Source organism: Mycobacterium colombiense CECT 3035 (assembly GCF_002105755.1).
Taxonomy (GTDB): domain Bacteria; phylum Actinomycetota; class Actinomycetes; order Mycobacteriales; family Mycobacteriaceae; genus Mycobacterium; species Mycobacterium colombiense.
In genome coordinates this window covers 1,811,257-1,824,544 of sequence record NZ_CP020821.1, presented here as the reverse complement: position 1 = coordinate 1,824,544, position 13,288 = coordinate 1,811,257, and the positions used below count along the sequence as shown (strand labels likewise).

Below are 13,288 nucleotides of genomic sequence, written 5' to 3'. Positions count from 1 at the left end.
TACAGTATTACATATGCTGTCAATCCGTAACGAAAAGTTGGACACCGGCGAGCGCATCCTCGCGGCGGCCGCCAGCTGCGTGGTGGATTTCGGCGTGGAACGGGTGACCCTCGCCGAGATCGCCCGGCGCGCGGGCGTCAGCAGGCCGACGGTGTACCGGCGGTGGCCGGACACGCCGTCGATCGTGGCGGCGCTGCTGACCCAGCACATCACCGAGGTGATGCAAGACGCCCCGCTGCTCGGCAACGATCGCGAATCGCTTGTGCGACAGATCGTTACGGTGACCGATCTGTTGCGGGCGGACCGATTGGTGACATCGGTGCTGCACTCGGATCTCGCGTCGACGTACATCACCGAACGCCTGGGGACCAGCCAGCGCATGCTGATCGATGCGCTGGCCGCCCGGCTGCGGGCGGCTCAGCGACACGGCAGCGTCCGGCTCGGCGACCCCGTCCAGATGGCGACGATGGTGCTGCTGATCGCCCAGTCGACCATTCAATCGGCGCGGATCGTCGAACCGATGCTCGACGCCGACGCGCTGGCCACCGAGCTGGCCTACTCGCTGAACGGATACCTGTCGTGATACCCGATCCCACCGCCCTGAACGCCGCCCGCCGCGCCGCCGACCTGACCGCGCTCGCCGACGGTCAGGCGCTGGACGTCGTCGTGATCGGCGGCGGCATCACCGGCGCCGGCATCGCGCTGGATGCCGCCGCCCGCGGCCTGCGGGTGGCGCTGGTGGAGAAACACGATCTGGCGTTCGGCACCAGCCGCTGGAGTTCCAAGCTCGTGCACGGCGGGCTGCGCTACCTCGCGACCGGCAACGTGGGCATCGCCCGGCGCAGCGCCATCGAGCGCGGAATCCTGATGACGCGCAACGCCCCTCACCTGGTTCACGCGATGCCCCAGCTGGTACCGCTGCTGCCGTCGATGACCCCGGGCAAGCGGGCCCTGGTGCGCGGCGGGTTCCTGGCCGGCGACGCCCTGCGATTCCTCGCCGGCACCCCGGCCTCGACCCTGCCCCGCTCGCGCCGGGTATCGGCCCAGCGCGTCGTGCAGATGGCACCGACCGTGCGACGCGACGGCCTGGACGGCGGCTTCCTGGCCTACGACGGTCAATTGATCGACGACGCCCGGCTGGTCACCGCGGTCGCGCGCACCGCGGCGCAGCACGGCGCGCGGATCCTGACCCGGGTATCGGCCTCGCGGGCCACCGGCACCTCGGTGCGGCTGACCGACAGGTGCGGCGGGCAGGCGTTCGACGTCTCGGCGGGCGCGGTCATCAACGCCGCCGGGGTCTGGGCGGGCGAGATCGACGGCGCACTGCGGTTACGGCCCAGCAGGGGCACGCATCTGGTCTTCGATGCCCAGGCCTTCGGTAATCCGACTGCGGCGCTGACCATTCCGATACCCGGCGAGCTCAACCGCTTCGTGTTCGCCATGCCCGAACAGCTGGGCCGGGTCTATCTGGGGCTGACCGACGAAGCGGCCCCCGGTCCCATCCCGGATGTGCCCGAGCCGTCGGTCGACGAGATCACCTTCCTGCTGAACACGGTGAACACCGCACTGGGCACCGGGCTCACCGCCACCGACGTGATCGGCGCCTACGCGGGACTGCGGCCGCTGATCGATACCGGCGAAGGCCGCACCGCCGACGTGTCCCGGGAGCATGCCGTCGTGGAATCGGCGTCCGGGGTGATCAGCGTGATCGGCGGCAAGCTGACCGAATACCGCTACATGGCACAGGATGTGCTGGATCGCGCGATCCGGGTGCGGCGCCTGCGCGCCGGCAAATGCCGGACCCGCAACCTGCCGCTGATCGGGGCGCCGGCCAATCCCGGGGTGATCGCGGCGAGCGACACCGAACTGCCTTCGTCGCTGCTGCAACGGTACGGCGCCGAGGCGCCCAAGGTCGTCGCCGTCGCGGCCTGCGACCGGCCGACCGAGCCGGTCGCCGACGGAATCGACGTCAGCAGAGCGGAATTCGCGTACGCGGTAACACACGAGGGCGCGCTGGACGCCTCCGACATCCTGGACCGGCGGACCCGCATCGGGCTGGTGGCGCGCGATCGGGAACGCGCCGTGGCCGTCGCGGAGGAGTTCGTGGCGCGCTTCGGCTAGCCAACCGCGGTCGCGACTACTTCACCAGAGCCGAGATCAACGTGCGGCCAAGCTTCGATTGGGCGCGAGATCGCAGTCTGTGCCAGGCGTCACCCAGGTTGGCCGCTGGGCGGGGGGAGCGCGGCCGACTACCGATTCCCAGCAGCGTTTCCGCGGTGCGGTGGGCGAACCGCTCCCTGTCGTCGGGGGAGAGGTCGCATCGGTGGAGAAACTCCATTGCGGCGAAGTTGTCCTGGAACGGGTAGTCGACAGAGAACATCAGGTTGTCGAGGCCCAACATGGCTCGGGCACAGTCAAATACGGGCGTGTCGAATACGCCGCTGCTGGTGATGAAGACGTTTTTCCGCAGGTAGTAGCCCACGTTCCTGCGCATCACCCTGTTGTCCGGCTCCGGGGCGAGCAGCCAGCCGGCCATCGTCAGTCCCACGTTGAGGCGGCTGAAGCAGTAGGGCAGCAGCTCTCCCATGTGCCCGACGATGACCTTCAGATCCGGGTGCCGGTCGAACACCCCCGCGCAGATCAGCCGCAGCACGTGGGTCCCGGTTTCCACCGGCCAGCCCCAGGTCGGTACGAGGGCCGATTCGAAGGGCGCGTAGGACGTGTCCGCTACCGGTTGGGGTGGGTCGGTGGGATGGATGTAGATCGGGACGCCCAGGGATTCGGCCCTGTCGAGCAGCACGTCGAACGACGGGTCATCGAGATAGCGGCCGTTGGTGTGCCCATTGATCAACGCGCCGACGAAGCCGAGATCCCCTACGGTGCGCTCTAATTCGTCGGCGGCTCCGGACGGGGACTGGGTGGGCAGCATCGCGAAGCCCGCGAATCGCGTCGGGTGGTGGGCTATGGCCTCGGCGAGCCAGTCGTTGACTTCTACGCTGACCGCGATCGCCGAGTCCGCCCGTGCGTCCGGGACGATCTGGATTCCGGGCTGGACGTGGGAGAGCACCTGCACGTCGATTCCGGCCGCGTCCATTTGGCGGATTCGCTCGGCCCCGACGTCGCTGAGCCGGGCTCGGACGGGCTGATACTTCTGGCGCAACGACGCGGGGAACAAATCCCAGACGCGTGGGTGCAGAAAGGCCTCCTCCAGGGCTATCACTGGGGAAACCGACTCGCGGCTAACGGGTTTCGTCACGCTGGTTCGGGCTTGGTCGCGGTGACGGCGTGGGTGCGGATGAACGGCAGTCCCCACCACGCACGCCAGCCAAGGTCCTTGCGCCCGATGTTCGCCATGCCAAGTTGCCCGAGCCGTCGGGCGTATAGCTTGGTGAAGCCGAGGTCGGCGATCACGAGGCGACCGCCGGGCCGCAGGACGCGCACGGCTTCGTCGATGGCGGCCAGCCGCGCCGGGTTGCCCGGCAGGTTGTGGATCGCGAGGTTGCTCACCACGAGGTCGAACGACGCGTCGGGAAACTGTAGGTCGGTCATGTCCCGGGTGTGCAGCTCGACCCTGTCCGAGACCCCTTCGGCGTCGGCGTTCGCCAGCGTCGCCCGCATGGAGTTGCCGGTCTGGTCGGGGCGCCAGATGTCCACGCCCACAGCCTTTCCGCGCGGCACCAGCTTTGCAGCCGCCAGCAGCACCGCGCCGCGCCCGCAGCCGAGGTCGAGCACGTGCTCATCGCCGCGCAGGCCGATGCCGGTCAGCAGGCGGGCCCAGACCTCGAATTTTCCTCGCCGGCTGAACCGCAGGATGCTGACGCCGACGGCGACCATTGCGACCGCGACCACGGCCACCGCCGCGCCGGCCAGAGTTCGTCCCGCCGCCAGCCAGGTGGCGGCCAATGCGGCTTCGGCAAGGCACAGCAGCAGGTAGCCGGCGAAGAGGGCCGGTGCAGGAATCAGTCGGTAGTCGCCGTCGACGCCGTAGCGCCCGCGTGGGCGGGCAAGGTCAGAAACCAGTTCACTCATGGTGATCACCTCCATATGTCGCGGCCAGGAAGTCATCGGCGAGGCGCCCCAGGATCGGGATAGCTTTCGCCGCAGCGCGTTTCAGGGCGTCCTTAGCGGGCGCAGTTGGCAGCTCGAACGCGCGCCGTACCGTGTCGGCAAGCTGGTCCGCCTTCTGCTGCAGGCTCAACTCGATCGCCGCGGGCAGGAAGGGTTCCGCCGCAAAGAAACCGAACACGATCGTCGGGAGGGTGTAGTCCAGGTCGTCTGGGCGTAGGCCTGACCGCAGCAATCCCTCGGCGGCCAGCACACCCAAGTAGTCCCGATTGACGCCCAGCTTGGCTTCTTCCAACCGCTGGTGATCAACGGCCGCGAGGAACTTGTCGAGCGTGTCGGCGTCCCGAGTGTAGAGCGCACGCAGCACCGGTCGCTCCATCGCCTCCACGAAAAGCCGCCGCAGATAACGGTGCAGCGCGACCTCGGCGGGATCTTGTCGGACCGCGTCGACGATCGCCTGTGTCATCGCCGCAGCCTCGCGGGCGCTGACGGCGTGGAAGATGTCCTCCCGGGAGCGCCAGTGCAGGTAGATGGTGCCCTTGCCCACCCCGGCGCGAGCGGCCACTTCGTCGATCGTCACGCGCCGGTAACCCCAGCGCAGCAGCAGGTCACGGGCGCTGTCAAGAATCCGATCGGCCCGCCGTCGCCGATCCAGACTCGACCGTTCCGCCATCGACCGCCCCTCCCATTCGTGACCAGAGTACTATATCAGTCAACAGTCAAGGTGGCCGTGGCATATAGTGATAGAAACTATCGTTTTACAGTCTCTGTCAGTTTGGGCTAGGGTGAGGCCATGGCTGCCACCCACGTACCGGTACTCATAGTCGGAGCCGGCGTCGGCGGGCTGGCCACGTCGGCGCTGCTGGCCCAGCACGGGGTCCGCTCGCTGCTGGTCGAGAAGCGACGGGAATTCTTTCTCTATCCGAAGGCCCGCAACCTGAGCTTCCGCAGCTCGGAGGTGCTGCGTGGCCTGGGGCTTCGCGACGAGGTGCGCGCGGTCGCCGAACACGTCTCGGCGATGGTGGTCAGGCCGACGCTGAACAGCGTCGAGGAAGAACCGGCGCTTGACGTCGAAGCGATCTTCGCCGGCCTGGACGAGCTGAGCCCCGAGCCGGCGGCACAGTATTGCCCGCAGAGCCGGCTCGAGCCGATCCTGCGCGATGCCGCCCGGCGAGGGGGCGGCGAGGTGCGTTACGGCACGGAGCTGTCCTCGATGGAGCTGGACGAAACCGGTGTCACCGCGGTGCTGCGCGACGTGGAGTCGGGGGAGTCGCAGACCGTCCGCGCCGACTATCTCGTCGCCGCCGACGGCGTGCACAGCCCGATCCGTAACCGGCTGGGCGTCACCACTTCCGGGTACGGCGCGCTGCCGATCTACGTCGTCTTCGTCTACTTCCGGGCGCCGTGGCGGCGGTTCATCCCGAAGCTGCGCGACGGCGATGGCGTGCAGGTGAAGAACGACGACGTGGACGGCATCTTCCTGGTCGCCCAGGGCGATCTCGGCATGTTCATCACCACCTACTTTCCCGGCGCGGGCGAGTCAGCCGAGCAGTTCACCCCGCAGCGCTGCCGCGAAATGCTCACCACGGCGATCGGCGAACCGATCGACATCGACGTCATCGAAGTCGCGGCGTGGCAGCCCTATGAGCGGGTGGCCGACCAATTCGAGTGCGGGCGCGCATTTCTCGTCGGCGATTCGGCGCACACCATGCCACCGTTCAAGGCCGGGGGAGCCAACACCGCCATTCAAAGCGCGCACAACCTGGCGTGGAAACTCGCCGCCGTCCTGCACGGCACGGCCGCGCCCGAGCTACTGGCGACCTATCACGCCGAGCGCCACCCGGTGGGCCGGTTCGCCGCGCGCCAGTCCCTCACCGGGCCGTCGGTGGCGCTGCTGCGCGCCGGTGGCGACATGCCGCAGCTGCCGCCCGACGAGGAGTGTCCGATGTTCAACCTGCTCATCGGGTACCGATACCGCTCGGCCGCGGTCGTGACAGGCGATGCGGACGGCGACGGCCTGGTGGACGAGCTACGCGCCCAACCGGGCACCCGGGTGCCGCACGTCTGGGTGCGCGAGGGCCTCTCGACACTTGACCTGCTGGGGCCCCGATTCACCGTGCTGTCCGGGGACGAGCGATGGTGTGCGGCAGCGGCTTCGGCGTCGCTGGCGGCTCATCGCTTCTACAGTGACGAGTGGGCGGCGATCACCGGACTGCCGTCCGAGGGGGCGCTGCTGATCCGCCCGGACGATTTCGTCGGATGGCGCGCCGACGAGTTTCCCGCCGACCCCGAAGGGGCCCTGCGACAAGCGCTTTCGGCGATCCTGGGCCGCTGAGCTTCGCCGGGGATTACAGCGGGATGTTCTTGTGGCGGCCGCGGCGCGTGGGCGCCTGGGCCAGCGCCTCGGTGAGCTTGCTGCGGGTGTGCGACGGGTCGATCTTCTCGTCGACCACGCCGATCTCGATGGCGCTGTCCACACCGCCCGCGATCTTCTCGTGCTCGGCGGCCAGCTGGTCGTGCAGCGCTTCGCGCTCGTGATCCGCCGCGGCGGCCAGCTTCTTCTTGTGCAGAATGCCGACGGCCGCCTTGGCGCCCATCACCGCAACCTCGGCGTCCGGCCAGGCGTACACCTTGGTGGCGTTCAGCGACCGCGAGTTCATCGCAATGTAGGCCCCGCCGTACGTCTTTCGGGTGACCAGCGTGACGCGCGGAACGGTGCACTCGCCGAACGCGTGCAGCAGCTTGGCGCCGCGGCGCACCACGCCGCCCCACTCCTGGTCGACACCGGGCAGGTAGCCGGGCACGTCGACGATCACCACCAGCGGGATGCCGAAGGCGTCGCACAGCCGCACGAAACGTGCTGCCTTCTCGGCGCTTTCGGAGTTCAGGCAGCCGCCCAGGCGCAGCGGGTTGTTGGCGAGCACGCCCACCGTGCGGCCGGACAGCCGGCCCAGACCGATCACCATCGACGGCGCCCAGTTGGCCTGGAACTCGTCGAAGGGCGTCTCGTCGTCGAGGATCGCGGTCACGATCGGGCGCACGTCGTAGGCCCGTCGCGCCGACTCGGGCAGCAGCGCGTGGATGTCGGTGTCACCGGCCTCGGCCTTGTTGCGGTCGAAATGCCCCTGCTGGCAGAACAACCCGACCAACCGGCGACCCCGCTCGTAGGCGTCGAGCTCGTCGTCGGCGACGATGTGGCACACCCCGGACTTCTTGTGGTGCGTCTCCGGGCCGCCGAGCGAGCACATGTCCACGTCCTCGCCGGTGACGCTGCGGACCACGTCGGGCCCGGTGACGAACACGCGGCTGTCCGGCGCCATCACGATCACGTCGGTCAGGGCCGGCCCATAGGCGGCGCCGCCGGCCGCGAAGCCGACGACCACCGAGATCTGCGGGATGTAGCCGGACGCCCGGATCATCGCCTCGAAGACCAGGCCCACCGCGTGGAGCGCCTTCACGCCCTCGGCCAGCCGGGCACCGCCGGAGTGCCAGATACCCACGATCGGGCTCTGCTCCTCGATGGCGGTGTCGTAGGCGTTGACGATGTGCGTGCAGCCCTCGATGCCCATCGCGCCGCCCATGACGGTGCCGTCGGTGCAGAACGCAATGGTGCGCACGCCGTTCACGGTCCCCGCGGCGGCAAGGACGCCGGAACGATCGCGCTCGTGCAGCAGCTCGACGGTGTCATCGTCGAAGAAGGTGCTCAAGCGCAACAGCGGGTCGCGAGGGTCGAGCGACTCGCCAACCGTTTCGGGGGCCGTGATAGTCATCGCAGGTCTCCTGATATTCGGTGTTGCTCGGTTCAGTAGCGCCCGAAGGCGATGGCCACGTTGTGTCCGCCGAAGCCGAATGAGTTGTTGATGGCGTATTCGTAGTTGCCCGGGCGTGGCTTGCCGGCCACCACGTCGAGGTCGATGTCGGGGTCGAGGTTTTCCAGGTTGAGGGTGGGCGGTATGACCTGGTCGCGCAGGGCGAGCACGGTCAGGATGGATTCCACGGCGCCCACGGCGCCCACGGAGTGGCCGAGTGCGGCTTTGGGGGCGTAGACGGCGGCGTTTCCGCCGTGCGGGCCCAGGGCGTTGTTGATGGCCTTGGCCTCGGCGACGTCGCCGACCGAGGTGCCGGTGGCGTGGGCGTTGACGTGGTGGATGTCGGATGGGCTGAGTCCGGCGAGCTGGATGGCCCGGCTCATGGCGTGTCCGGCGCGTAGGCCGTTGGGGTCGGGGGCGACCATGTGGTAGCCGTCGGAGGTGATGCTGGCGCCCATGATGCGGGCCAGGATGTTGGCGCCGCGGGCTTTGGCGTGTTCCTCGGTTTCGATGACCATGAGGGCGCCGGCCTCGCCGAACACGAAGCCGGTGCGGTCGCGGTCGAACGGGCGGCAGGCGCCGGCCGGGTCGTCGTTCTTGGTCGACATCACGATGCGCATCTGGGCGAACGCCGCGATCGGCACGGCCTCGATACGCGTTTCCACGCCACCGCAGATGGCGATGTCGGCCTCGCCGAAGACGATGTTGCGCCAGGCCTGGGCCACCCCCTCGGAACCCGACGCGCACGCCGACACCGGGGTGATGACCCCGGCCTTGGCCTGGCGCTCCAGTCCCACGGCCGCCGAGGCGCCGTTGGGCATGTACTTCTGCACGCCGAGGGGGGAGACGGCCTTCATGCCACGAGCGCGCATGTCGTCGTAGCTGAAGACCATCTCTTCCGACGAACCCAAACCGGTGCCGATGGACACCATCAGGCGGTCGCTGTCGACCTCGGGGGAGCCGGCGTTCTCCCAGACCCGCCGGCCCAACACGGTCGACATCCGCTGCAGGTAGCCCGTGCGACGCAGCTCCACGCGGGTCAACTGACTGTCGAACTCTTCCAACAGATGCCCGCCGATGCGCACCGGCAGGTCAAACTCCTCGACGAACGGATCCTCGAGTTTGCGGATACCACTTTGGCTGTCCAACAACAGCTTCCAGGTGGTGTCGGCATCAGTTGCCAGCGCGGTCGTCATGGCGACGCCAGTGACGACCACGTTCGGGAGCGTTTTCCCGGTAACCAGCTCTGTCATGGGTCTTGCGAACGTTCCTTCCAGATTTGTCCGGCTGCTCCTCGGGCCGTTTGCGACCCGAGGCGCCGCCGGACGCCGTACTCAGTAACGCCCGAAGGCGAGTGCCACGTTGTGGCCACCGAACCCGAACGAGTTGTTGATCGCATAACGGAAGTCGCCGTAGCGGGGTTCGCTCGCGACAACGTCCAGATCGATCTCGGGGTCGGGGGTTTCGTAGTTGAGTGTTGGCGGTATCACGCCGTCCCGAAGGCTCAATACCGTGAGAACAGATTCCAGCGCCCCGACGGCACCGATGGAGTGCCCCAGGGCCGACTTCGGTGCGTACACGGCCGCCTCCTGGCAACCCGCGACGCGAATGGCGTTGGCCTCGGCCGTGTCACCGATCGGCGTCGCCGTCCCGTGGGCGTTGACGTGGTCGACGTCCTTGGGGGACAACCCCGCCAGCTCCAGCGATCGGGTCATGGCGCGGCCGGCGCGCACGCCGTCCGCCGCCGGTGCCACCATGTGGAACGCGTCCGAGGTGATGCCGGCACCCATCAACCGGGCCAGTGGCTTGGCGCCACGAGCCTTGGCGTGCTCTTCGGTCTCGATGATCATCATCGCCCCGGCTTCACCGAACACGAAGCCGTCGCGGTCCTTGTCGAACGGCCGCGATGCGCGCTCAGGCTCATCGTTGCGCGTCGACATGGCCCGCATCATCGAGAACGCCGCGATGGGCAGCGCTTCGATGGGACCCTCGACCCCACCGCAAACGGCGAAGTCCGCGTCACCCATGACGATCTGACGCCACGCGTGGGCGATCGCCTCCGAACCCGACGAGCAGGCAGACACCGGGGTGATGACCCCGGCCCGGGCACCGAGCTGCAGGCCCACCACCGCCGCGGCGCCGTTGGGCATGATCATCTGAACGGCGAGCGGCGACACCTTGCGGGGGCCGCCCTCGTTCATCAGGTCGTAGGTCTCAACGATCCGCTCGGCGCCGCCGAGCCCGGTGCCGACCACGACCGAGAACCGGTCGGGGTCGACCTCGGGACTACCGGCGGTCTCCCACAGCTGGGTGCTCAGCACCTTGGCCAGCCGCTGGACATACGACATGCGCCGCATGTCCAGCCTGCTCATGTGTTCGTCGATGGGCTCTTTGAGGTGACCGCCGATCTTGACGGGCAGATCCCACTTGGTGACGAACTCGTCTTCGAGGACGTGGATGCCGCTTTCGCCGGCCAACAAACCCTTCCACGTGCTCTCGATGTCCGGCGCGATCGATGTCGTCGCCGCGACAGCGGTTACCACAACGTTGGGGTAACCGCCATTAGCAGTGGAAGGCTTGCTCACTTGCTGTCCGCTTCCAGCCTCGACTTGACGTTGGCGACCGCCTCGGGGTTCTCGGTCTCCAGCTTGGCGCGCAGCGCCTCGGCGGCCTCGGGGTTCTCTTCCTCGAGCTTCTGGATGTAGGAGACGACGTCACCGACGGTGCGCAGACCGGCGAGGTCCTCGTCAGGGATCTTGACGCCGTACTTGTCTTCGGTCTGAACGGCGATCTCGACCATCGACAGCGAGTCGATGTCCAGGTCGTCGACGAAGGACTTCTCCGGGGTGACCTCGGAGGGCTCGATACCGGTCACCTCTTCGATGATCTCGGCGATACCGGCGATGATTTCTTCCTGGCTGACAGCCACAGCGTGCTTCCCTTCGTAATGTGTTGCGTGTTAGTCGATTTGACTTGATATGCGGTTGTACTGGTTGTGCAACTGGTCGAGCTGGCTTTAGAGCTCGGCCAAAGCGTCCAGGTCTGCGGGCGACTTGACGGCGCGAGCCGTAACCCCCCGAAGTTCTCGTTTGGCGATGCCGGTGAGGGTGCCCGCGGGCGGGAACTCCACGGCCGCAGCGATTTCCAGGTCACGCAGCGTGGCGGTGCACAGGTCCCAGCGGACCGGCTGGGTCAGCTGGGCGACCAGGGCCTCCATCGCCGCGGCCGCCGAGGCGACCGGCTTGCCGTCGCGGTTGGACAGCAGCGTGGCGGTGGGCTCGGACGTCTGAACGGCAGCCGCCGCGGCGGCGTAGCCGTCGAGCGCCGAGGCCATGTACTTGGTGTGGAACGCTCCGGCCACACCAAGGGCGCGCACCCGCGCCTTCTCCGGCGGGTCTTCGGCCAGCTTCTCCAGCGCGGTCAGCGCACCGGCCGCGACGATCTGCCCGGCGGCGTTGCGGTTGGCCGGGAACAGGTCGAGCTGCTCGAGGCGCGCCAGAACCTCGCCCTCGTCGCCGCCGAGCACCGCCGACATGCCGGTCGGCTCGATGGCGCAGGCCTTGGCCATCTCGGCGCCGCGGGTGGCGGCCAGCGCGACGGCGTCGTCGGCGGCGATCACGCCGGCGATCGCGTAGGCGGCGATCTCCCCGACGGAGTGGCCGGCCACGACCAGGTCCGCGTCCGACAGCAGGCCGCGCTTGGTCAACTCCTGGTGGGCCAGCAGCGTGGCGGCCACGACCAGCGGCTGGGTCACCGCGGTGTCGGTGATCTCTTCGGTCGATGCGGTGGTGCCCAGGCGCACGAGGTCGAGGCCACTGGCCTTGGACCAGAGCGCCAACTGGTCAGCGGCGCCGGGGAGCTCCAGCCATGGCGAGAGCATCCCCTCGGTCTGCGAACCCTGTCCGGGCGCAAGCAATGCAATCACGTGTTTAAGAGAACACTGTGGAAACGGTTTTGGCGGGTGTAACAGATTATGAACCTCGTCTTAGCTTTTTGTGTAGACCCTACAAAACCGCTCCTTAAGCTACTGGTTTGATATCGTGCCGCGATCTGTTGCCTGAGTCACTGTTATCCGGATTGCCCCGCAACAACCCCTTTGACCGGCAGCGGGACCGCCGGCATGGCGTTGCTGGTGGCGCTGGGCGGAGTGGTTGGATAGTTGAGCTGGCCGACCGTCGCCGCCACTCGCAGGACATATGCGTCGCGGGGCTGCATCGGATCGCGGCCGGTGAAGTCGGTGATCCGCCTGAGTCGGTAGCGCACGGTGTTTGGATGAACGAACAACTTTCTGGCACAAGCCTCAATGGCGCCGCCACAATCTAAGTAAGCGTCAAGAGTCTCGATCAGCGTGGGACCGGCGTCCGCCAGCGGGCCCATCACGTCGGTGTGCAGCGCCACGATCGCCGACGCGTCGCCCATCAGCGCCCGTTCGGGCAGCAGCTCGCGGGCCGGCACCGGACGTGGCGCCCCGCGCCAGCCGCCGACGGCGTTCATGCCGGATATCGCCTCGCTGGCGCTGTGGTAGGCCGCCGTCAGCATGGGCGCGGTGGGTCCGACGACCACGGGGCCGTCGGCGAACGCGACCAGCAGATCGCCCAGGAATTTGTCGGTAGGCGACAGTTGGCCGGACACGATCGCCACCAGCCAGGTCCCGTGCACGTCGGTGAGGGCGGCGCGGCCGTGCTGTGCGGCGATATCGCGGACGTGCTGGCTCGCGCGCTCGCTGTCGTCGGGGCCGGTCGACCCGTCGCGCCCGGGGGCCGGGGTGCCGACCACGACCGTCGCCGGGGCGGTGGTGTCCCAGTTCAGCGCCGCGGCGCGGGACAGCAGCTCGGGGCCGGTGTCGCCGCGGACCACCGCGTCGACGACGCTGGCCTCCATCCGGCTGTCCCAGGTGCCGCGGGCCTCGGCGGCGTTCGCATAGGCGGTCGCGGCGGTGAATGCCAGGTCACGGCTGTACTTGAGGATGCCCACCGTCAGCGCGGTCAGCTGATCCTCGGAGCGGGCCAGCAGCGGGACGACCTCCTCGAAGAAGTCCATCGTCACCCGCGCCATGTCCACGCTGTGCCGCAGCGCGATGCGGCGGGCGAGGTCCTGGGGCACCAGCTCGAAGGCCTGCGCGGTGTGGCTGACGTCGCTGTGCGGGTCCTGCATCCACTCGGCGAAGTTGTTGATGGCCGTCTGCACGACCAACGCCATGCTGGCCCGCTGCGACGCTTCCAGTTCGGCGAAGAACGGCAGCCGATCGCCCATCACCGAGACGGCTTCGGTGGCCAGCCGGCCGGAATACTGCTTCAGCCGCCGCAGGACCGACTCCGGCACGGTGTCCAGCATCTCCAGCGGGGAGCGGGGCTGTTTGGCGAACGGACCGGCGAAGGGGTTGTCATTCACCCCTAAAACCTACGCGACTTTTC

General features: G+C 68.2%; 12 protein-coding genes. 3 read left to right on the top strand and 9 right to left on the bottom strand.

All coding sequences use genetic code 11. From position 1 onward, the window contains the following. Window positions 1-13: 13 nt before the first annotated feature. Window positions 14-583 carry a TetR/AcrR family transcriptional regulator gene (locus tag B9D87_RS08395; protein ID WP_007770599.1) on the top strand — a complete coding sequence of 190 codons (570 nt, stop codon included), beginning with the start codon at window positions 14-16 and terminating at the stop codon, window positions 581-583. Further along, window positions 580-2,121, top strand: coding sequence for a glycerol-3-phosphate dehydrogenase/oxidase (locus tag B9D87_RS08390; protein WP_007770601.1), 1,542 nt, complete (start codon window positions 580-582; stop codon window positions 2,119-2,121). Before B9D87_RS08395 ends, B9D87_RS08390 begins: the two co-directional genes overlap by 4 nt. A gap of 16 nt (window positions 2,122-2,137) precedes the next feature. Here the strand turns inward: B9D87_RS08390 and B9D87_RS08385 are convergent, their stop codons facing one another. The 3 genes from B9D87_RS08385 to B9D87_RS08375 are packed head-to-tail and all read right to left on the bottom strand — an operon-like array spanning window position 2,138 to window position 4,738. After that, window positions 2,138-3,220, bottom strand: a complete 1,083-nt coding sequence (locus B9D87_RS08385) for an amidohydrolase family protein (protein WP_052002468.1) — start codon at window positions 3,218-3,220, stop codon at window positions 2,138-2,140. A gap of 32 nt (window positions 3,221-3,252) precedes the next feature. After that, complete coding sequence (locus B9D87_RS08380; RefSeq protein ID WP_007770604.1) at window positions 3,253-4,044, bottom strand: class I SAM-dependent methyltransferase; 792 nt, start codon at window positions 4,042-4,044, stop codon at window positions 3,253-3,255. Next, window positions 4,022-4,738, bottom strand: coding sequence for a TetR/AcrR family transcriptional regulator (locus B9D87_RS08375; protein ID WP_007770605.1), 717 nt, complete (start codon window positions 4,736-4,738; stop codon window positions 4,022-4,024). Before B9D87_RS08375 ends, B9D87_RS08380 begins: the two co-directional genes overlap by 23 nt. Window positions 4,739-4,858: 120 nt before the next feature. Here B9D87_RS08375 and B9D87_RS08370 point away from each other — a divergent pair, with 120 nt between their 5' ends. After that, complete coding sequence (locus tag B9D87_RS08370) at window positions 4,859-6,400, top strand: FAD-dependent monooxygenase (protein ID WP_007770606.1); 1,542 nt, start codon at window positions 4,859-4,861, stop codon at window positions 6,398-6,400. Window positions 6,401-6,413: 13 nt separating this feature from the next. On the opposite strand, the gene B9D87_RS08365 is transcribed toward B9D87_RS08370, so the two are convergent. The 6 genes from B9D87_RS08365 to B9D87_RS08340 form a co-directional block, all read right to left on the bottom strand. After that, window positions 6,414-7,835 (bottom strand): acyl-CoA carboxylase subunit beta, encoded by a 1,422-nt coding sequence (locus B9D87_RS08365; RefSeq protein WP_007770607.1) that lies wholly within the window; start codon window positions 7,833-7,835, stop codon window positions 6,414-6,416. Between the two features lie 32 nt (window positions 7,836-7,867). Next, window positions 7,868-9,127, bottom strand: coding sequence for a 3-oxoacyl-ACP synthase KasB (gene kasB, locus B9D87_RS08360; RefSeq protein WP_007770610.1), 1,260 nt, complete (start codon window positions 9,125-9,127; stop codon window positions 7,868-7,870). An 81-nt stretch (window positions 9,128-9,208) separates the two neighbouring features. Then, on the bottom strand, window positions 9,209-10,459 hold the full coding sequence (gene kasA / locus B9D87_RS08355) for a 3-oxoacyl-ACP synthase KasA (RefSeq protein WP_007770612.1): 1,251 nt from the start codon (window positions 10,457-10,459) through the stop codon (window positions 9,209-9,211). Next, window positions 10,456-10,803 carry a meromycolate extension acyl carrier protein AcpM gene (gene acpM, locus B9D87_RS08350; RefSeq protein ID WP_007770614.1) on the bottom strand — a complete coding sequence of 116 codons (348 nt, stop codon included), beginning with the start codon at window positions 10,801-10,803 and terminating at the stop codon, window positions 10,456-10,458. The genes kasA and acpM overlap by 4 nt, the downstream gene beginning before the upstream one ends. Window positions 10,804-10,890: 87 nt before the next feature. Beyond that, the gene (locus B9D87_RS08345; RefSeq protein ID WP_007770616.1) at window positions 10,891-11,799 is read right to left on the bottom strand and encodes an ACP S-malonyltransferase; all 909 of its coding nucleotides are present in this window, start codon (window positions 11,797-11,799) and stop codon (window positions 10,891-10,893) included. A 143-nt stretch (window positions 11,800-11,942) separates the two neighbouring features. Next, entirely contained in the window at window positions 11,943-13,265 is a 1,323-nt protein-coding gene (locus tag B9D87_RS08340; RefSeq protein ID WP_007770618.1) for a PucR family transcriptional regulator, read from the bottom strand. Between the last annotated feature and the right edge of the window lie 23 nt (window positions 13,266-13,288).

Bases quoted from the DNA above. Each gene is read 5' to 3' on its own strand.
- B9D87_RS08395 (WP_007770599.1), top strand. From the start codon at position 14: ATGCTGTCAATCCGTAACGAAAAGTTGGACACCGGCGAGCGCATCCTC.
- B9D87_RS08380 (WP_007770604.1), bottom strand. From the start codon at position 4,044: ATGGAGGTGATCACCATGAGTGAACTGGTTTCTGACCTTGCCCGCCCA.
- B9D87_RS08375 (WP_007770605.1), bottom strand. From the start codon at position 4,738: ATGGCGGAACGGTCGAGTCTGGATCGGCGACGGCGGGCCGATCGGATT.
- B9D87_RS08370 (WP_007770606.1), top strand. From the start codon at position 4,859: ATGGCTGCCACCCACGTACCGGTACTCATAGTCGGAGCCGGCGTCGGC.
- B9D87_RS08365 (WP_007770607.1), bottom strand. From the start codon at position 7,835: ATGACTATCACGGCCCCCGAAACGGTTGGCGAGTCGCTCGACCCTCGC.
- kasB (WP_007770610.1), bottom strand. From the start codon at position 9,127: ATGACAGAGCTGGTTACCGGGAAAACGCTCCCGAACGTGGTCGTCACT.